Below are 19974 nucleotides of genomic sequence, written 5' to 3' on the forward strand. Positions count from 1 at the left end.
GTTTTTGTTGAGATAAATCGCCAGCTGAATTCGTCATGCCCGGGCTCGTCCCAGTCATGACGGCTGGAGATGGCCAATCCACAGCTCCCCGGCTACCTGCTTGAACCAGCACAGGAACATGCCCATATTGCTGATCAAGGGGCGCCGCTACGGGCCCTGATGCACCAAAGTCGCTTCTGCGAGGACTTTGTAAACTATGTCTCGTGTTCCCACGTTATCCAGTCCGTTCCTTCTGGGCTTCGACGAGATTGAGCGCGTGCTCGATCGCGTCGTCAAAGGCGCCGACGGCTACCCTCCCTACAATATCGAGAGGTGTGGCGGCGCGGACGGCCAGCCCGAGCGCTTACGTATCACGCTGGCGGTCGCCGGATTTACGCGCGACCAACTCGATGTAACCATTGAGGAAAACCAGCTCGTGATCCGCGGGCGGCAGCAGGACGACAAGTCCCGGCAATACATCCATCGCGGCATCGCCGCGCGCCACTTCCAGCGCACCTTCGTGCTGGCGGAGGGGATGCTGGTGCTGGGTGCGGATCTGAAGAACGGGTTGTTGTCGATCGATCTGGCCCGGCCTGAACCGGAGAGGATCGTTAAGACAATCGCTATCAATGAGCACGAATAATGGAACGAGTAGCGGACTCGACCGCTTAGTGTTCCAGAGGAGTCGAGACCATGAGTGAAGGTCACGTTGCGTTCGAATACGAAGCCAAGAACGTCTCCCCGGAGACGCTGGCAACCCTTGGCGAAGGCCATATCGCCTATGTGAAGCAGATCCGCTCCGAGGACGTGCCGGGCCTGTTTCCCGAAGCGCCGAAAATCGCGCCGGGCTTAAAACTCTTCGCGCTCCACGCCGCCGACGGCACGCCGATCATGCTGACCGACAGCCGCGAAGCCGCGATCGCGAACGCCTGGAGCAACGAGCTGCAAGCCGTCAGCGTGCACTGAGCGCACGTCGCACGAACAGAGTTTCCAGCGGGCATGCCTTCTTGCGAAGGCGTGCCCGTTTTCATTTTGACACGATGACGCTCCTCGCAATGACGGTGCGTGAGGCCGCAGTAGGCTCAACTCTCGATCCCGAACGCGCGATTCAACGCACCACCGGGATCAACGCCCGCAGGATGTCCGGCTTCCAGGTTTGACGCGCGCTGTCGAAGGCCGCGAAATCATGGTCGAACTGCCAATAGGCCCATGCCCAGCCAAGCCGATCCGCAGTTCGCGCCACGAACGACAGATATCGCGTCCGGGCGTCCGTCGGAGCGCGCTCGTACACGCCGAACTCGCCGAGATAGATCGGGCGCTTTTCCTTTTCGGACCAGATACGAATCTTTTCGAAATCGGCGAGTGCCTTCCGTTCGTCCTCCGGAGTGCCCCAATCGAGCGGCCCGAGCCGCGAGAACGTTGGGGACCACGGCGCACCCTGATGCGTGAAACGTATCGGCGCGTAATAGTGAAACGTCACAATGAGGTTTCTGTCACCTGATGGCAGGGCCAGTTCCTCGACCGGCATGTCGTCGACGTTGAGAACGGCAGCAATGACCGTCCGTCCGGGGTTGCTGGTGCGGATGATGCCGAGACACTCGTTCAGAAGGGCGTTCCAGCTGGTCGACGTCATCTGCCCGCCGGGCTCATTGAGGACCTCGAAGACAAGCTTCGGATATCTTCCGGCATAGCGCCCGGCGATTTGCGTCCAGAATGCCTTTAGCTTCTCGGCGCATCCGGACACGTCGCGCTGGCAAGTATCCGTATCGTGCTCGTCCAGAATGGGGATGAGCTTCCGGGCGAGCACGTCTTCGATCACGGCATCAAGCCGTTTCAAGACGATTTCATCCAGCAGATTCCCTTCGCCCATGAACTTGAAGCCGAAGAAATTGATCCGAACGTGCGAGAACCCGGCCTTTCGGATCGCAGTGAGGTTGTCCAGACGAAATGGCGCGTTCCGGCCTCCCTCCCAGATGCCGTCGTAGCCGAGGATGTTGATGCCGCGCCCCAATTCTCCGGGGGTGCGCGCGGTGCCCTGCTTGGCTGCGTCGGCCTGAGAGCAGATCGCGAGCACGGCGATCGCCAAGGTGAGACGGAAGGTCACCAACCAGCGGGCGCAGATGGCATTCATGCTGCTTTCTCCATCATGGCCGCAGGGATTGCTGCGGCACCGGCCTGCACACCGCGAAGAAGAACGCGACGAGAAGCACCGACGTGAACATCGTCGAGCGGAGGAACATCGTCTCCGTGAAATTCGATTGAAAGCTCAGGACGACAAATCCGATGATGAGAGCGCAATGGGAACGATCGATCGACCGGGTGGCGATCAAATACAGGACCTTTTCCGAAAACAGATAGACGCTCGCGACAAACAGCAAATATCCCAGAAATCCCGTTTCAATCGCCACCGCGATGTAACCGCTATGATAATTGTCGAGCACCCAGCCATGGTTCTGGTTGAAGTAGTCGTAAATCGCGGGGCGCGTCCAGAATCCGTTGATGCCAAAGCCCAGCAGGGGCGCGTCGTTGAAATGGCTGATGGCGTACTGCCAAATGAAAGTCCGCTCGGTCAAGTCGATGGTCGATTCGCCGCCGAGATGAAAGGAATCGTACCCCGTCAGATAGAAATACAGAAACAGCAGGGCGGCCAGAATGCACATGATGAATGGCAGCACCGCATAGACTCTCATGCAGCGGATCGACCACATCGAGGTGACGAGCAGCCCACACGCGGCAACGGCAACGGCGCCGGCACCACGGGATTCCGAGGCGATGACGCACGTCGACGCCAGGAGAAACGTCGCGAGAAAAGCGATCCATCCCTGCCCGGTCATCTTCTGATAGCAGGCAAAGAACATCAGATATGCGCTGATGAAACCGAGCGTCTGCTTCGATTCGTAGATTCCTTGCCACTGGCCATTGTGCATCCAGCTCTGGTCGACGCCGATCTCGGGCACGAAGACGGCACACAAGGCCGAGGCGGCGACCAGAATGAAGAACCCGAGTGCCGTCGATCCGACGATCTCGTCCACGTCGATACGGGTAATGAGGCAGTACGCACCGAAGGTCGTCACCACAAGTGCCGCGCTCTTCATGATCGCCGCAACGGCGAGACTGGTCCAGAGAACGGAAATGGCAGCGAGGGAATAGAATGCCACCAGCGCGATGAGATCGGGATTCGGCTGCACGCGTACGCGTGGACGCACGAAGACACTGGCGTAGATCAGGATGACCCACATCACGAGCGCAACGGCCTGTTGCAGATTGCTCCACTCTGCGGGAAGCAGCGCGGGTTGGAAGACCCCCATCGACGCGACCACGTTGACGGTGATCGAACCGCGGATCACGTTTCTGGCAAGCTTCTCCACACCGACGCTGCGCGCTTTCCAGATCGCGCTTTCGTATGCCTCGGAATCCGAACCGATTTGTGGGCTGGCCCTGAGCTGACCTTCCTGAAGCACGGCCGATGTCCCCTACCGCGCGTCGCGACCGCCTTCGCGCGGTCGACATTCCCGGGACTTGCGCCGCGAGCGGGCCTCGATTGGCCCGGACATCAGTTCGAGCAAAAGCGCAGCCTGAACCCAACGATATCGATGATTGGCGGTTTGTCGCCGGCTCCAACACCGGCACCGAGGGGATCGCCTGGGCGTCTTGCCAGGCGGGTAGCTTTTGGACGATAGGCCGGGCATCCGCCGGCCGAGGCCCGGTTCCCCGCGCCGTTCTCCCCCCGCCGCGCCAATGCGCAACGACGCATTTCCATTCCAAATCACGTCCGCTCAGTCCACAGCTTCGAACGACTGTTAGCGGATTTTGGCGCCGCCCAATATGCCGTGCGTCTCAAGCGGGAAAATTTTCGGAGCGTCTACCTGCAGATCCCCTTGGTCAGGGCGCGACGCCGGCAATGCCGGGCGATCCAGGAGGCCAGAGTAGATCCGGCCTTTGACGGCGAAGTTACGCCGCGGTGGCCGGCGGCAGTGCCAGCACAGAGTAAATCGCCTGGGCATCGCGCGAAGCGCGCAGCTTCTTGGCGATGTCCTGGTCGCGCAACAGGCGGGCGATGCGGGCGAGGGCCTTGAGGTGATCGGCGCCGGCGCCTTCGGGGGCGAGCAGCAGGAAGACGAGATCGACCGGCTGGCCGTCCATCGCCTCGAAATCGATCGGACGGTCGAGACGTGCGAACAGGCCAAAAATCTTTTCGAGCTTGGGCAGCTTGCCGTGCGGAATGGCAACGCCATAGCCGACCGCGGTGGTGCCGAGCTTCTCCCGCTGCAGCAGCACCTCGAACACGGAGCGCTCGTTCTGCCCGGTCAGCTCGGCGGCCTTGGCCGCGAGCTCCTGCAGGGCCTGCTTCTTGCTGTTGACCTTCAATGCCGGGAGAATCGCCTCGGGTGCGACCAGATCGGTAATCGGCATGGAGGGTTTCCGAGGTGAATTAAACCGTCAGGTTCCGAATTGGCCGGCTTGGAGAGAAACCACGCCGGGCCGGCGTCAAGAAGGTCAAGCAGGAGGAGGACTTAGCCCAAATCCCGTTAAGTCCTGATGTGGGGCGCTTCTACTCCAACGCAATCCCGGTGCCAACTCCCGCGTGCGGCTTTGCCCCGGTCATTATTAAGGCCTGCGGATGGTACGGGGCTGGGCTTTTGCCTATCCCCCGGCCGCGCTGTTCCCCTTGCCATCCGCGCCGGCATCCGTTTTGGCTCCGGGCGGATCGATCCAGCCCACATTGCCGTCGGCCCGGCGGTAAATGATGTTCACCCGGCCGCTGGAACCGTGCTGAAAGACCAGGCAGGGAGCCCCGCTCAGGTCGAGTTCCATGACGGCCTCGCTGACCGACAGCGGCTTCAGCGAAGTGGTCGCCTCGGCGATGATGACGGGGCTGTAGCCGGTGACCTCGTCCTCGCCCTCCGGCGCCTCGAGCACGTAGCTGGTGGCATCGAGCGCAGCCATTGCTTCGGAGGCGACATGGGCCTTGCGGGCGGAGCGGTCCTTGAGCCGGTTCTTGTAGCGGCGCAGCCGCTTCTCGATCATCAGCAGCGCCTGGTCGGCGCTGGCATAGGCATCCGGCGCGTTCGAATCGGCCTCCAGCGTGATTCCGGAATCGAGATGCAGGGCGCAATCGGTGCGGAAGCCGAAGCCGTCCTTGCTGAGCGTGATGTGGCCGGAATAATTGCCGTCGAAATATTTGCGCAGCACCTCGTCGGTGCGGTCGGAAACGCGGCCACGCAGGGCCTCGCCGACGCTGATGCTCTTTCCCGAGATTCTGAGAGTCATGTGATGCCTCGCTTGGTTCACGTGCTCGCGGTGCGATGCCACGTCATCGCACCTCTGGAAGATTCCCTGCGCATGATCTCCCCGCAAACGCCTTCGGCGTTTGTCGGGAAGGAAAACCGCTGGACACTTTTCCGGATCATGCGCCTGCTTGGATCCGTCTCGACGGGGGGGGCGAGAGTAGCGCGATTTCGCGCCAGCGCAATCAGGCCGGTTCGGTGTTGCGGGAGCGATCGGACAAGGCGGTGGTGAGGACGTTACCAAGAGCGCTCTGCTTGTCGCGGCGACGTTGCACCGAGGAAGGAATGCGCATGGCTTCGCGGTACTTCGCGACCGTGCGGCGGGCAATATCAATGCCCGAGGCGCGCAAGCGTTCCACGATGGTGTCGTCCGACAGGATCGCCGCGGGCTCCTCCGAATCGATCAGCTGCTTGATGTGGTGGCGGACGGCTTCGGCGGAATGCGCCTCGCCGCCGTCGGCCGAGGCGATCGAGGCCGTGAAGAAATATTTCAGCTCGAACGTGCCGCGATTGGTCGCCATGTACTTGTTGGCGGTGACACGCGACACCGTGGATTCATGCATCTGGATGGCATCGGCCACGGCCTTCAGATTGAGCGGCCGCAAATGCGCCACGCCATGGGTGAAGAAGCCGTCCTGCTGGCGCACGATCTCGGTTGCAACTTTCAGGATGGTGCGGGCGCGCTGGTCGAGCGCGCGCACCAGCCAGGTCGCGTTCTGCAGCGCGTCGGTGAAATAGGACTTGTCGCCGTCCTTGCCGATCTTCTTCGACAGCTCGGAATAGTAGGTCTGGTTGACCAGCACGCGCGGCAAGGTGTCGCTGTTGAGCTCGACATGCCAGCCGCCGTCGGGACCCGGGCGGACATAGACGTCGGGCACCATGGTCTGCAGACGCGCCGAGCCGAACTTCATGCCGGGCTTGGGATTGAGGCGGCGGATCTCGCCGATCATGTCGGCGATGTCCTCGTCATCGACGCCGCAGATCTTGCGCAGGGCCACGATGTCGCGCTTGGCCAGGAGATCGAGATGCTCGACCAGAGCCTGCATCGCGGGGTCGTAGCGGTCGAGCTCGCGGAGCTGGATCGCCAGGCATTCGCTCAAATTGCGCGCACAGACCCCGGGCGGATCGAATTTTTGCAGCACGGCAAGGACGCTCTCGACGTCGGCTTGCGTCGCGCCAAGGCGCTCGGCGGCCTGGCCGAGATCGCCCGGCAGATAGCCGGCCTCGTCGACGAGGTCGATCAAATACTGGCCGATCATGCGCTGGGCAGGCGCGGTGAAGGCCACCGAGAGCTGCTCGGCGAGATGGTCCGAGAGCGTCAACTCGGCCGCGACAAAGGCCTCGAGATTGTAGTCCTCGTCGCCGGAGGCGCCGCCGCCCCATTCCGTATAGGTGGTCGGCGCGGCATCCTGGGCGTTGCGCGCCGCGGCCTCGGCCGGTTCCTCGGAGAAGACGTTGTCGAGGCCCGTGTCGAGGGTCTGCTCGATCTCGGCGCGGGTGCCGAGATCCTTGCTCATCCATTCTTCCTGGCCCGGCTCGAAGGCGTCGCCGCCGCCAAAGCCGTCATCGCCCTGGCCGCCGGACTCCTCGCCATCGCTGTACTGGCCGGCCTCGGCCGGGGGCTCGCCCGCGGGGGCCTCGTCATTGGCCCGTTCCAGCAGGGGGTTACGCTCGAGCTCCTCTTCCACGAAGGTCGTGAGATCGAGATTGGACAGTTGCAGCAGCTTGATCGCCTGCATCAACTGCGGCGTCATGACCAGCGACTGCGACTGCCGGAACTCTAATCTCTGCGTGAGAGCCATGAAGCAAGAACCGTTCCCAAAAATTGGTCCGATTTTTGCTTATCTTAGTCCGAGCCCGATGTACACGTCTTGACGAACGCAAAAACGGGCTAGAGGCGGAATTCCTCGCCAAGGTAAAGGCGGCGCACGTCCGGATCGGCGACGATCTCATCCGGGCTCCCCTCGGTCAAGATTTCGCCGGCATAGACGATGTAGGCGCGGTCGGTGAGGCCGAGCGTCTCGCGGACATTGTGGTCGGTGATGAGGACGCCGATGCCGCGATTGGTGAGATGGCGGACGAGGTCCTGGATGTCGCCGACCGCGATCGGGTCGATGCCGGCGAAGGGCTCGTCGAGCAGCATGTAATTCGGCCGCGTCGCCAGGGCGCGCGCGATCTCGACGCGGCGGCGCTCGCCGCCCGACAGAGCGATTGAGGGCGATTTCCTGAGCCGCGTGATGTTGAACTCGTCGAGCAGCGAATCGAGCTGCTGCTCGCGCTTCTTGCGCGAGGGCTCCACCACTTCGAGCACGGCGCGGATGTTCTGCTCGACGGTGAGGCCGCGGAAGATCGAGGCTTCCTGCGGCAAATAGCCGATGCCGAGCCGCGCGCGCTGATACATCGGGAGCTTGGTGACGTCGTGGCCGTCGAGCTCGATGGCGCCGCGATCGGCCTTGATCAGGCCGGTGATCATGTAGAACACGGTGGTCTTGCCGGCGCCGTTCGGACCGAGCAGGCCGACTGCTTCGCCGCGGCGCACATAGATGCTGACACCGCGCACGACCTGGCGGCTGCCGAAGGCCTTTTCCACGCTATGCACAGCCAGAAAGCCGGGCCGCTTCAGGAGCTGCGGCCCACCGCCGTTCGGCTTGGCGGCGGCCCTGACGGGGTGAACTGCCGGCTGACGCGGCGCCTCGGCTTGATAGTCGCCTTGATAGTCACCCTGGAACTGATCGGGCGCATGGATCGCCTGGTCGCGGGCCATCGGCGCGTCCCGGATCGGGCTCGTCACGAGCCCGCCGACGCCGTCACCAAGCGCGGTGATGTCCTGACGCGCAAATCCTGGCCGGCCGCGCTTGGCGGGGCGCCGACGGAACATGCTGAAGAGATCGACCATCCCCGCCTTCTAAGCCTTTCGCGACGATCCTGCGCGAATTCGCGCGATCTGCCGCACCGGCCGTTCGACTGGCCGATGCAGCATGAGTGAAGGGATGTCTCATGCCCAGTGAAACACGCCCGAAAAGCGGCGGACCCCGCTTCGAAAGCCCTGCGCGCTAGATACAGTCTCACCGGCCAAGCTTCAACCTCGGTTCGGGAGCGTCCGATCCAAGTCGTTGAATTCATTTCGATTTAGTTCCGCCGGGCAATTGCAAAGGCGGCGCTCCGCCGGGCTTGCCCGAACCGCAATCGTTGCCGCCGCCCTGCGGCAGCAGGGCCTGAACCCGGCCGTTGTCGGATTCCACCCGCGACACGCCCGTCGTCATGTCGACCATCAAACGGTCGCCGCGCAGCACGTTCTTGCACTGCGTCAGGACGACCTGGCCGCCGCCGCCCAGCATGGTGATGAGATTGGTTCTGGTGTCGAACACGGCGGTCTCGCCGGTCACCACCTGGTCCTTCTGGGTGACCACGACATTGCCGCGCGCCTCCAGCCGTTTGATCGAGGAACTGCCGCCGGGGCCCGGCTGCGCCGACTGCATCGGCGCGCCCTTGGTCGCCTTGGCCGCAGGCTGGGGCGTGGCGGGCTTGTCGCCGCCCGATTCGTAGAACACCACCAGCGTCTTCGAGGTCATGGTGGTGTCGCCTTGGATGACCTTCACATTGCCGGCGAAGGTCGCCTCCTTCTTCTTGTCGCGCATCTCGAGCGAGGCCGCCTCGATCTGGATCGGCTGATCGCGGTTCTGCGAGAAACCCTGCATCGCGTTCGGCACGCCCTGCATCGTGCTCTGCGCAAAAGTGGCGCCGGTTGCCGCAAGCACGACAGTGGCGGCGAGCGCAGCTGCACTGACGATGGCATTGCGCGTGTGGTTGCGCGGAAAAAACCTGATCATGAAATCACTTTGAATTGGCAGATTTGTTCTTTGACTTGGCCGGCGGCGCCGCCGGCGCGGGCTCGGCCGGCGCAGGCTGAGCGGCGGCGGGGTCATCCAGCTTGTCCAGATGCATCACCACATTGCCCTCGAAGCGGATGACGTCGCCGCCTTCCGTGATGCGCAGCTTGTCCGCGGTCAGCGTGCCGTTGGTCAGCTTGACGTCGACACGCTCGTCCGAGGAGACCGTGCCCTTGCCCATGTCGACGAAGGCCGAGTTCAGCCGCGCCTCGTAGCCGGTCGAGGTGCGCAGGAAGATGTCCTTGTGCAGATCGAGCTGCTGCTGCTTGTTGTCGAAGCGGCCGGTGCGGGCATCGAGGAACAGGGTGGATTGATCCTCCATCAGCACCTTCGCGCGCAGGTCGGAGAGATCGACATGATCGGGATCGGTGATGTCCTGCGTCGCGGTCTTGGCCCAGAGCTCGTAGGGCCGCTGGTCCGGCGTGTAGCCCGCCAGATGCGGCGATTCCATCGTGATCTTGGTGCCCGACACCACCAGGTTTCCGGAATCGAGCGGCAGCTTCGGCATCAGCATGCGGAACGGATTGAAGACCGAGACGCCGACGATGGCGGCCATCGACAACAGCACTGCAGCCGGCACCGCGAGGCGCAGAATCCGCACCAGACGGCTGTGGCGCGCCGCGCTGGCAAACTTCGCCGCAAGCGCGGCGTCGTAGGTGGGATTATGGGCCGAATTCACCTGAGCTCCTGAGGTGCCGCTCGCCAGGCCGGGTCGCAGGCCGCTCCATTGTACCCGTCAGCGCCGCAATATGCAGCCTTGTACATATCAGCCTTGGACATATCAGGCTTGGACAGGCCGCACGAAAGTGTCCGAAACGGGGCGCAGCCCGAAGTCTAACCGGCGGTCGAGGGCTCAGGAATGCGCGAAAATGTCCTCCTCCGCCCAGCCCTGGAGGTCGAGCAGGGCGCGGGTCGGCAGGAAGTCGAAACAGGCTTTGGCCAGCGCGGTGCGGCCCTCCCGCACCAGCATTGCATCTAACCGTTCGCGCAAGGCATGCAGGTGCAGCACGTCCGAGGCGGCATAGGCGAGCTGCGGCTCGGTCAGGCTGTCGGAACCCCAATCGCTGGATTGCTGCTGCTTGGAGAGATCGACATTGAGCACCTCGCGCACGAGGTCTTTCAAGCCGTGGCGATCGGTGTAGGTACGGGTCAGGCGCGAGGCAATCTTGGTGCAATAAATCGGGCCGGTCATGACGCCGAAGGTCTGGTACAGCACCGCGACGTCGAACCGCGCGAAGTGGAAGATCTTGGTGATGGCGGGATTGGCCAGCAGCGCCTTCAGGTTCGGCGCGTCGGTGTGGCCCTTGGGGATCTGGACCACGTCGGCGCTGCCGTCGCCGGGCGAGAGCTGCACCACGCAGAGCCGGTCGCGGTGCGGATTCAGCCCCATGGTCTCGGTGTCGATCGCCACCGCTCCGGTGTAGCGGGACAGGTCGGGCAGGTCGCCGCGATGCAGGCGTACGGTCATGGCGTTTCAAAACCTCGGGTCTAATCGGTGCGTCGGCACAATAGCTAATTCGGATTGCCCGCGATGTAGCCATTGCCGGCGGGCCGCGCAAGCACGGGCTTCGCTCAGATCGCCGCCAGCATGATGCAGATCATGGCCGCAACCGCAATGCGGCTGGGGCCGTCGCGGAAAGCGTACAGAATCGGGTCGTCGGGCATCTCGCGGCGATGCGCCATCATCAGGGCGCGGCCGAACCAGTAGAGCAGCAGCGGATTGAGCAGCCACAGCATCCAGGGACGGCTGTACAGCGGCGTCACCGCGGTCGAGGAGACGTAGAGCGAGAACACGGTCACCGCGTTCATCGCGCTCGCCGCCGCCATCGCGGCGATGATTTGCAGGTCGGTGACGCGATAGTCGCGGTTGGAGGGATCGGCAAGGCCGGCGCTCTCGCGCATGCTGAGCTCGCTGAAGCGCTTGATCAGTGCCAGCGAGGTGAACACGAACAGCGAGAAGATCAGCAGCCATTCCGACAGCACCACGCCGACGCCGACCGCGCCGGCGACGATGCGAAGCGTGTAGAGACCGGCGAGCGTGACAATGTCGACCAGCATCTTGCGCTTCAGCGCGAGCGAGTAGGCGATGGTGGTGACGAGATAGGCGCCGAGCACGCCGAGAAACAGCGGCGAAATGCAGAGACCCGCCACGACCGCGAACAGCCACAACGCAGGAATCGCTGATAGCGCGGACGAGATCGGCAAATCTCCGGCCGCCAGCGCGCGATGGCGCTTGGTCGGATGCTGCCGGTCCGCTGCGAGATCCAGGAGATCATTCATCAGATAGGCGCCAGACGCACAGGCCGAGAACGCCAGGAACGCCAGCAGCGCGGAGCCGAAGCTGGCAAAATTCAGCTGATGCGCGGTGATGACAGGCACGAACACCAGCGTGTTCTTGGCGTATTGATAGACGCGCAGCGCCTTGGCCCAGATCTTGAGGCTCGCACGCTTGCTGCTGCGCGCGGCGATGCGCTCGATAGCGCCGGGATCGAACGGCAGCTTTTCGCCTGCAGCCAGATCAGCCGGCGCAACGACGCCGTCAAAGCCGAGATGTGCGGCAACGCCGGCGGCATGGTGGGTGAACCGGCCGGCCACCAGATAGATCTTCGCGCCCCGCGCCCGCGCCGCGAGAGCCCGGTTCAGCACGTCGGGCTCGTAGGGCAGATGGGCGTAGTCGATCTCGGCGCGCGCCAGGATATCCGTGAGTGCCGCCATGCCCGGACGTCCGCCAGCGCCGAAGCGGGCGAGCATACGGCCGGGGCTGGAGAACAGCGCCTCCATCAGCAGCTCGGACCGCAGCAGGCCGCCTTCGAGATCGATGACGAGCGTCCGCGTAGCCGCCGCCGTGACCAACGGCTCGGGCACGCCAGGATCATACTGCCGGTCAGGCTGCTCCATCCGAATACGCTCTGACTTGCCGCAAACTGACCGGCTCAGGGCCGGGGAGCAGGGAAATGGACGGTCATGACACTAGGGGAGCATTCGCTAAGGGCGGCTTAATCGGGCTGCCGGAAGCCGCGAGAACAGGGCTGTTGCACGGAACCCACAGCGGCGCGCGAACTGCCCGTTTCGGCGGAGCCTGTGGCGCGCGGCCCGTGGAAATCGTGCGGGCCCACCCCATCTGCCAGTTTCCCTCCCCGCGACCCATGAATCGAGATCCATGACCGAACAGACGCTCGCCGCGCCGATCGACAACCCGTCAGAACGCCAACGCGGCTTCTCGCGCTACCAGGCGCTTCTGATCGCGCTGCTCGCGTTCACGCAGTTCACGATCATCCTCGACTTCATCATCATGTCGCCGCTCGGCGCCATCCTGATGCCGGCACTCAACATCACGGCCGCCCAGTTTGGCGTGGCGGTGTCGGCCTACGCGTTCAGCGCGGGCATTTCGGGGGTGCTGGCCGCCGGCTTTGCCGATCGCTTCGATCGCAAACTCCTGCTGCTGTTCTTCTATGTCGGCTTCACGCTCGGGACCCTGCTCTGCGCGATCGCGCCGAATTATCACGTGCTGCTGATCGGCCGGATCGTGACCGGATTGTTCGGCGGCGTGATCGGCTCGGTGGTGCTCGCCATCGTCACCGATTTGTTCGCGCTGCATCTGCGCGGCCGCGTGATGGGCTTCATCCAGACCGCATTTGCAGCAAGCCAGGTGCTCGGCATTCCCGCCGGCCTGTTTCTCGCCAATCACTGGAGCTGGCACGTCTGCTTCATTGCGATCGTCGTGGTGTCGATCGCGGCGATCGCCATCATCGCCTTCGCCATGGAGCCGGTCGACGCGCATCTGAAGCGGAAACAGGACAAGAACCCGTTCCACCATCTGATCTCGACCGTCGGGCAGCCGCGCTACACGCTGGCCTTCTTCGTCACGACGCTGCTGGCGACCGGCGGCTACATGCTGATGCCGTTCTCCAGCGCCTTCACCGTGCACAATCTCGGCATCGACATCACGCATCTGCCGACGATCTATCTCGTCTCAGGCCTGTTCAGCATCGTCACGGGGCCGCTGGTCGGCAGGGCGAGCGATGCGTTCGGCAAATACCCGACCTTCGTGTTCGGCAGCGTGGTATCCGTCATCATGGTGCTGATCTACACCCATCTCGGCCACGTCGCGCTGACGACCGCGATCCTCGTCAACGTGCTGATGTTCGTCGGCATCTTCTCGCGCATGATCCCGTCGCAGGCGCTGATGTCGGCGATCCCCGATTCCGACCAGCGCGGCTCGTTCAGCGCAATCAGCGCCTCGCTGCAGCAGCTCTCCGGCGGCCTCGGCTCGGTGCTCGCGGGCGCGATCATCGCGGAAGGACCAGATGGCGCGCTGCTCCATTTCGACCGGATCGGCTACGTCGTCGTAGCATCGGCGATCGTCTCGCTGGTAGCTATGTATTTTGTGCAGAAGGCGGTGGCGGAGCGGACGGGGAAAAGGGTGGTGTAAGGGGAAACGGGACGAACTGGCGTACCGGGGGACCGTCGCGACGGCGATGCAGCAATCGCCGCTCCGCTATCTTCGCGGATCGGGAGCCGTCTTAATTTGCGTCCGAATTCCGCAAAATGGTGCCCAGGAAAGGATTGGCTGTCGCGTCGCCCTTGCTATTGAAAGTATGAGACTTTTCAGCCGCGTATCAAGGATGTTACACAGCTAAGTTACGGCTCAATCCGGCCTGATAGGCATCCTCTGCTTGCCGAAACTGCCTTGGAAGCGGCTCTTTGCTGGTCAACGGACAGGACAGGATAGCTCGACGATGGCCGACGCATTCACGACCCCGGAAGGCAAGGGTCTGGCCGACGGCAGGCGCGATTGTTTACCAAGGCCGCCTAATCGGAGAAGGGGAAGAACTGTAGGTCTGACTTGATCTTGCTGGTTATCTCCTGCCGTAGCTGCGCTGGGTTGGCGCAGTCCTCGGGCAAATGCACGTACAATCGCATTGAATACAGGCGGACGTCGGATAGCTGCTTCATCAATGCGAAGTCGTGCTCAATCAGTGGCTTGCTCTTGCTCGCTGGATCTTCTGGGTCGGTCGTCAGGATTCTGACAACCTGCTGACGTTCTTCTTCGAATTCGTCGTCAATCGTGCTGCCCGTCGAAACCGTCGAACCGATTTTGGTCAAGTTAAGTTTGGCTTTCCACAAATGCCAAAGACGCGGGTCAATCGAAAAGTGCTGTGCCCACTGAGCAACGCTCTTCTTTAGCTGATCGACGTTGTTTAGATAAGCGTGTTCCTCCGAGCGCGGCGCGATCCTCTCAGAAGAGGCGATGAGCTTCGGCGCCTCCCGGCGAAGAACGGATTTCAGCTTTCTGCTCAGGATTCTGTCTTGATCGCCCAGGTCGTTCAAGCAATTGCGCATCTCGCTAACAATCGCCTGATCGTCGAAGGCGCTGATTGAGCCATCACTGATCCTGCGACGCATCGCTGCGCTGGAACAATCAAGGCCTCTCGACACCAACCCCGAAATCACGTCCCGCAATACTTGCTCAAGGCCAACGACGGTCTTGTGGTAAGCAACTTGGGTATAATCATAATAGCGCGATACCAAGAAATGGTCCGCCGCCCGCAGTGCCTTCTTCGTGAGACATAGATGCCCCTCAGAATCGATGCACAACTGGGTTGTTAGATACTCGGCATCTACCCCGCCATAGGGAATTCCCGCCCCATGAGCGGTTCTCATTAGGTAGTCTAACCGATCGCAGTCTAGATCGGAGCTGACGAGGTTTGACAGCACCCCGGGCGTTTCACGACTAAAGACGGCCTTTATCTCCTCCCTGGTAAAGCTGTGCCGCTGGAGGACTTGACCAATTTGCTCATCAACTTCGATGATTTTCCGGCCTAGGGTTTCATGGTCGAATGCTGGCGGGTCTTCCGAGATCGCGCTCGTCTGAGGACCGAACGAATCATCGCTCAGAAACTGCGCCGCTTTGTAGTGATCTTGAAGTACGTGCTCCATCGCATGTGAGAACGGATAGTGGCCGATATCATGCAACAGGGCAGCGAGCCGATATAACTGTATCTGATGTTCGTCTAGCTGGTGCGCACAGTTATGTGCGATTGCCCTGACCATGCGCCCCGCCACATGGCAGGCACCGACCGAGTGAGCGAACCTAGAGTAGCCGGCCCCTGGATAAACTAAGTGGGCGAGGCCGAGCTGTTTTACATTATGGAGTCGCTGGAAGACGGGCGTCGATAAGATGTCCGATTCTAGTTCACTGATCCCAAAGGTGCCGTGGACCGGATCAGTTATGCGGCTGAAATGGAACGTATCCATATCATTCAGTCGATGAGGTGCTGGTCTCTCAGCACTGCCTCGGCTTGCGCAATGTACGGGACTAGATTTGGCTTGGATCGCTCCATCGTCTGGCGAGCATCCTGAGGTGTCATCCGGCTAACCTTGAGCAGGTAATGCCAGGACGCTAGGAGCTCATACCAAGACGATGCGTCAAGGTTCACACCGAAGGGAGTTGCGAAAAGATTCCTGATTGATTGCAGCTTGCCTACAATCTCAGGCTTCAGGAATTTATCTGCTGGCGCTACTTCTCCCGACTGCTGAGCAGCAGCGAGAGCGTAGTAGTCCTTAGTCAACGCTGTTGAGTACGGCCCCCGCACATACCAGCTGTAGCGATACCCGAGATCGACACCAGTCAGTTGGCCTAGGTAGACCGCCTTTTGGAAACGCTTACGACTGTCAATGCTGCTGATATCAGCAGGCTCTCCAAGCGCCTCAATGAAACGCTGAAGGACAAGAAGTCTGCCGTCCATAGTGGGAGTCCTTCTGGCAGCGAATAGCCGCCTTCTGATTCATGATTCGTTCTAACGTATAGTTAAGCCCGGCGTCAAATGCGCTTTTGGGTAGCTAACGTAAGAGGTGACTTCGTGGGGACAACTGGGCGACTTCCCCCCGTACCCTGTCCCTGCGAACCGTCCCAGCTTGGCGCCTCCTAGTTTCGAATTGTGATTATCGGACTTCGCCGCCGGCAGGGTCCGGCACCGTCTAGTGTCCGCTAAGGTATACCCTATCAGACATCCGGAAGGCCGCCCGGAAGGCGTCCGCTAGACTTGTTTTGAATCAACGGACATGATATTCAACGGACACCATCCTATCGGACAACAGGAGGCAGACCCCGATGGCCGTGATTTTCTATGCCCGTGTTTCATCCGCTGACCAAACAATCGAGCACCAGCGTCAGCACGCTGAGGCTGCCGGCTTTAAGATTGACCGGGTGGTGGCCGATCATGGGGTTTCGGGCATCAGCACGCGCCTCGCCGAAAGGCCTGAGGGAAAGCGCCTGTTCGACATTCTCCGTAGTGGTGACACGCTGGTGGTGCGCTGGGTTGATCGGCTTGGCCGCAACTACGGTGATGTATGCGACACTATCCGGCAGTTTATGCGGCAAGGCGTTGTCATTCGCACGGTCATTAACGGACTTACCTTCGATGGGGCGACAAAGGACCCGATGCAGCAAGCCGTCAGAGACGCGCTTATTGCCTTTATGGCGGCCACCGCTCAGGCGAATGCTGAAGCCTTGAAGGAGGCGCAGCGCAGTGGAATTGCTCTGGCTCGGTCAACAGATCGCGGGGGCAAGTACCGCGGCCGAAAGCCCAGCTTCAGCAAGGAGCAGTTCTCAACCGTCTGCGAAATGTTGGAGCTTTCAGCCGGGATCGGGGAAATCGCCAACGCAACGGGCCTGAGTCGGCAAACGATCTACCGGATCCGAGATGACCGGGCGATGGCGGCGAGTGCACTCCTGCGGTGGCAAGGTTGAGGGCATGCTCGTCCCCGGCTGCCGCTGCATTTGACATCGCGCCCGGGATCTCTCGTTGCGGATGCGAGTATACACAACTTTAAGCCGCCAAAAAATTGAAGATCGGGGCGAAAAAGCGCAACAATTCCATGGGGTTGATTACACGCCACTATGGAAGACCTCCCCCAGGGTATTACCGAAGCTTCGACCACCATGCTTGCGCCAAGCGGGTGACACCCCCCAGTACTTCAGAACGGCAATCGGAACCGAAATATCTCAGCAAATTCAGTGCCCTCTGGGTCGCTCTCTATTGACCCGGAGCATTTAACACAGCAGCCCTGGGGCAACCGGTAACGCCGAGCGAGACTCGGGGAATTCCTCAGTGCTTTCAATAAGCTGCGATATTCCCTCTATAGACCGGAGGGTATCGGGCGCCAGGGTCTCTTAGGCGGAATTGCGAGGCTAAATTCCTAAGCAATCGCAAAGGCCTGTGAGTACGCCTCTATAGAGCCCGGGAGCATTTGGAAGCCTCAGGGGTCCCGTGCGGCACCACCTCTGTCGTGCACTTCTCGAAAACACCCTCTACGGCCCCCTTAGGGGTCACCAAGCCACCCAAAATCAGCCAAAGGAGAACCACAATGGCGAAGCCCCCGTCAGACCGAACCCGCATGCCTGTCTATCCGCCCATGTCGAAGGAGGGATATGAGGCGCTGTGCACCTATCTCGACCAAGCGCAATCCCACCGGGAGAACCCATCAAAGCCCGAGCCTGACCTTTCCCTACTTTGGGTCGGAATACCGCAGGGCTCTGTCTTGGCGCTTACACCCGAGCTAGGGATTCAGGTGAAAGACACTGGCCCCGAAGGCGTCCTCCGTAGCCCCCGGTATGTTGACCCGGAGACCGTCGTCGCCCTGCGCCTGCTACTCCTCCCAGGAGGCTCAGTCGGGCTGAACCGCAAGAAGATGGATCAGCCCGGCCGGAGGGATTACCCGCATCTCCGGTGGTGTATCGATGGGCAGGACTACAAAGTGCCGTTGCTCCGTCTGATCGCGGATACCCAAGCTGGCTATCAGACCCCTAGCGGGGATAATCACTACTACCTGCGGAGGGCAGACATACCCGACCGCGAGGTGCATCCATCAAGCTCCGACCTTACGCAGTCAGGCAAGCCAACCAAGTCGCCCTACTTGGACCGGGACTACGCCATTGACCTCGCATGTCGGCTGCTTCGCCAGAACGCCGATAGGATCGACTTTAAGGTGACACCCGAGGAGCTACGGCGCCGAATAGCCCAGGCATTGGCTCTCCTCGACCGACGCCCCCTAAAGCGCTCCTCCTGAAGGGGCAATGAGGCGGGGACTGCGCATGCAGATCGGCCCAACTGAGGTTCACCATAAGGCCCGGGGGTCAGTGCTCAGTGTTACGTAGCACTCGCTCCGGCCAAGATTGCGACTACCCCCGGGTCTTCTTATGGGGGACCAGGAGTCGGTCCGGGGTAGTCTTCAGAGCACGCGCCAAGCGGGCCAGAACGATAATGGTGCAGTTGCGGGTCCCGCGCTCAACCTGACTGACATAGGTGCGGTCTAAGCCGGCCTCTAAGGCTAGATCCTCTTGGGACAGGCCCAGCCCTTTGCGGGCTCTCCGTACAGCCGCAGCCAACACGTCAATGATGCCTGTCTCGTCTTCCATCGCGGGAAGCAGGCCGTCTTGATGACTATTGGTCTACGGACTATGAGTCCCATTTTTTCATTGAGTCGTGATGACTATCGTCTACAATCGCCTCACGCCATGAGGTATTCAGGAATGACCGTGACCGGAAGCACCGCCGCTAAGTCGCACGACGACGACCCCATTAAGGTCATCTTCGACTTAGCAAGCTACTGGGCGACAGTCTGGGGATTCATCGCGCTTTGCCTCTGGCTCGAACATCAAGTTCTCAACCGGCTGGATATCGAGTCGGGCAGCATCCAAGTTGCCATCCTCCTCGTGAGCACACCGGCCATCTTCTTGGCGACGGTCACTCGCATTGAGAAGGACCCTAAGGCGCGGCTGATTTTGGAGCGGGCCCGTTACGTCGTGATCTTGGTCGCTGCGGCCTTGCTTGGGGCCTATCTTCACGCGAATCACAATGACAATTCGTATGAGAATGCCCTGCGCGATGGCGCCTTGCTGGCCTGCTCAAGGATCGAGGCTTGTAAAGCGGCGGCAACCGAATATGCCAACAGGCGCTAGGCTCGTCCTAGGGCGGCTCGTACAATTGCTATTTGGCGGTGGTCGCCTTTTCCTCGTATCTCGACTGCAATTTTTGCGAGCCAAGCTCGACCGAAATCCAGGCAAATGCGAGCGAGGAGAGCGCCGCCAATAAAATCGTAATCGCCGTTTTCCATCGATTGCGTCGATCCATCTTTTGGTACTGCTCTGCGGCTGTCGATATCTCAACCTCCGTGTCCGGCAGACGGCATGCGATCTCAAGGTTCGAAACGCCGCCGTTGTACAGAATCTTCAGGTGGAACCGTTCCCGCACATTGAAGTAGGGCAGTTTGACGAAGAACTCTGGAGAATCCTCGTCGGGGGCTACGCGGACAATTGCTACCTCGGAGGCAAGCGCCTTGTCGTCGCTAAAGCAGCTGGCCTTGGCGAACGGGTGGCGGCCTGGAAGCTTTACGCTGAAGAGCACATCGCTCAGCGAGCGGTTGCCCATGTTTCGTACGGATAGCGTAGAGAGAATCAGCTCGCTCGTGGTGTAACGGTTAAAGGTGAACTCAAAGTCCCCATGCTGCCGGAGGGTGGCAGATAGGTCCTCGGTCTCCATAGTAACGATGCGCAGGTGGCGCCGCTCGCGCTGGTAGCGGGCCAAAAAGTAGCCCCCGACTACGCCAATGATGGCCGCGATTACGCTTGCTGTTGCGGCTACCCAGTCCCCGTGCATCCCCGAATCCCCAGTTTCATCCCCATGGCAATTTGCACTGATTTCAACTTGTGGTTCAATAGGAGCGTTCGGATTGCCACGCTGGAAGGCGGTACGATGCGAGCACAGCACTTTATGAATTTGGCTCGCCCATATTCGGCTCTATTGGGGGAAGGG

20 protein-coding genes are annotated in these 19974 nt (G+C 61.3%); 6 read left to right on the forward strand and 14 right to left on the reverse strand.

The features are described from left to right. Positions 1–196: 196 nt before the first annotated feature. Positions 197–622 (forward strand): Hsp20 family protein, encoded by a 426-nt coding sequence (locus GGD61_RS19475; protein ID WP_018323442.1) that lies wholly within the window; start codon positions 197–199, stop codon positions 620–622. 50 nt (positions 623–672) lie between these two features. Beyond that, entirely contained in the window at positions 673–945 is a 273-nt protein-coding gene (locus tag GGD61_RS19480) for a DUF1150 domain-containing protein (RefSeq protein WP_007598581.1), read from the forward strand. A 142-nt stretch (positions 946–1087) separates the two neighbouring features. Here GGD61_RS19480 and GGD61_RS19485 read toward each other — a convergent pair whose 3' ends face one another. From GGD61_RS19485 to GGD61_RS19530, 10 genes are all read right to left on the reverse strand, one after another. Continuing rightward, the gene (locus GGD61_RS19485) at positions 1088–2110 is read right to left on the reverse strand and encodes a glycoside hydrolase family 5 protein (protein ID WP_183231016.1); all 1023 of its coding nucleotides are present in this window, start codon (positions 2108–2110) and stop codon (positions 1088–1090) included. A 13-nt stretch (positions 2111–2123) separates the two neighbouring features. Further along, on the reverse strand, positions 2124–3440 hold the full coding sequence (locus tag GGD61_RS19490; RefSeq protein ID WP_244550558.1) for an O-antigen ligase: 1317 nt from the start codon (positions 3438–3440) through the stop codon (positions 2124–2126). Between the two features lie 490 nt (positions 3441–3930). Next, on the reverse strand, positions 3931–4392 hold the full coding sequence (gene ptsN / locus GGD61_RS19495) for a PTS IIA-like nitrogen regulatory protein PtsN (protein ID WP_008141251.1): 462 nt from the start codon (positions 4390–4392) through the stop codon (positions 3931–3933). A 231-nt stretch (positions 4393–4623) separates the two neighbouring features. After that, positions 4624–5250 (reverse strand): ribosome hibernation-promoting factor, HPF/YfiA family, encoded by a 627-nt coding sequence (hpf, locus tag GGD61_RS19500; RefSeq protein ID WP_018323447.1) that lies wholly within the window; start codon positions 5248–5250, stop codon positions 4624–4626. Between the two features lie 202 nt (positions 5251–5452). Continuing rightward, complete coding sequence (gene rpoN, locus GGD61_RS19505) at positions 5453–7069, reverse strand: RNA polymerase factor sigma-54 (protein WP_092251417.1); 1617 nt, start codon at positions 7067–7069, stop codon at positions 5453–5455. Between the two features lie 89 nt (positions 7070–7158). Further along, a complete protein-coding gene (lptB, locus tag GGD61_RS19510) occupies positions 7159–8163 on the reverse strand; it encodes an LPS export ABC transporter ATP-binding protein (RefSeq protein ID WP_092251416.1) in 1005 nt (334 codons plus the stop codon). Between the two features lie 223 nt (positions 8164–8386). Then, positions 8387–9097, reverse strand: coding sequence for an LptA/OstA family protein (locus GGD61_RS19515; protein WP_183231017.1), 711 nt, complete (start codon positions 9095–9097; stop codon positions 8387–8389). A 4-nt stretch (positions 9098–9101) separates the two neighbouring features. Next, positions 9102–9836: an LPS export ABC transporter periplasmic protein LptC gene (lptC, locus tag GGD61_RS19520; RefSeq protein WP_104465930.1), complete on the reverse strand. Its 735-nt coding sequence runs from the start codon at positions 9834–9836 to the stop codon at positions 9102–9104. 174 nt (positions 9837–10010) lie between these two features. Then, the gene (locus tag GGD61_RS19525) at positions 10011–10625 is read right to left on the reverse strand and encodes a ribonuclease D (protein ID WP_018323452.1); all 615 of its coding nucleotides are present in this window, start codon (positions 10623–10625) and stop codon (positions 10011–10013) included. A 104-nt stretch (positions 10626–10729) separates the two neighbouring features. Continuing rightward, complete coding sequence (locus tag GGD61_RS19530; protein WP_183231018.1) at positions 10730–12055, reverse strand: UbiA family prenyltransferase; 1326 nt, start codon at positions 12053–12055, stop codon at positions 10730–10732. Between the two features lie 262 nt (positions 12056–12317). On the opposite strand from GGD61_RS19530, the gene GGD61_RS19535 reads away from it, so the two are divergent. After that, a complete protein-coding gene (locus tag GGD61_RS19535) occupies positions 12318–13589 on the forward strand; it encodes an MFS transporter (RefSeq protein ID WP_183231019.1) in 1272 nt (423 codons plus the stop codon). Between the two features lie 380 nt (positions 13590–13969). Here the strand turns inward: GGD61_RS19535 and GGD61_RS19540 are convergent, their stop codons facing one another. Beyond that, positions 13970–15415: an HD domain-containing protein gene (locus tag GGD61_RS19540; protein WP_183231020.1), complete on the reverse strand. Its 1446-nt coding sequence runs from the start codon at positions 15413–15415 to the stop codon at positions 13970–13972. 5 nt (positions 15416–15420) lie between these two features. Next, positions 15421–15906, reverse strand: a complete 486-nt coding sequence (locus GGD61_RS19545; protein WP_183231021.1) for a hypothetical protein — start codon at positions 15904–15906, stop codon at positions 15421–15423. A gap of 365 nt (positions 15907–16271) precedes the next feature. Here GGD61_RS19545 and GGD61_RS19550 point away from each other — a divergent pair, with 365 nt between their 5' ends. After that, the gene (locus GGD61_RS19550; RefSeq protein ID WP_183231022.1) at positions 16272–16910 is read left to right on the forward strand and encodes a recombinase family protein; all 639 of its coding nucleotides are present in this window, start codon (positions 16272–16274) and stop codon (positions 16908–16910) included. Positions 16911–17527: 617 nt separating this feature from the next. After that, on the forward strand, positions 17528–18229 hold the full coding sequence (locus GGD61_RS19555) for a hypothetical protein (RefSeq protein ID WP_183231023.1): 702 nt from the start codon (positions 17528–17530) through the stop codon (positions 18227–18229). A gap of 112 nt (positions 18230–18341) precedes the next feature. Here GGD61_RS19555 and GGD61_RS19560 read toward each other — a convergent pair whose 3' ends face one another. Further along, the gene (locus tag GGD61_RS19560) at positions 18342–18578 is read right to left on the reverse strand and encodes a helix-turn-helix domain-containing protein (protein WP_183231024.1); all 237 of its coding nucleotides are present in this window, start codon (positions 18576–18578) and stop codon (positions 18342–18344) included. A 114-nt stretch (positions 18579–18692) separates the two neighbouring features. Between GGD61_RS19560 and GGD61_RS19565 the strand changes: the two genes are divergently transcribed. Beyond that, on the forward strand, positions 18693–19121 hold the full coding sequence (locus GGD61_RS19565) for a hypothetical protein (protein WP_183231025.1): 429 nt from the start codon (positions 18693–18695) through the stop codon (positions 19119–19121). Between the two features lie 28 nt (positions 19122–19149). On the opposite strand, the gene GGD61_RS19570 is transcribed toward GGD61_RS19565, so the two are convergent. Next, positions 19150–19818, reverse strand: a complete 669-nt coding sequence (locus tag GGD61_RS19570; protein ID WP_183231026.1) for a hypothetical protein — start codon at positions 19816–19818, stop codon at positions 19150–19152. Positions 19819–19974: the final 156 nt, after the last annotated feature.

This window comes from Bradyrhizobium sp. SBR1B (genome assembly GCF_014198205.1).
In the GTDB taxonomy this organism is placed as follows: Bacteria; Pseudomonadota; Alphaproteobacteria; order Rhizobiales; family Xanthobacteraceae; genus Bradyrhizobium.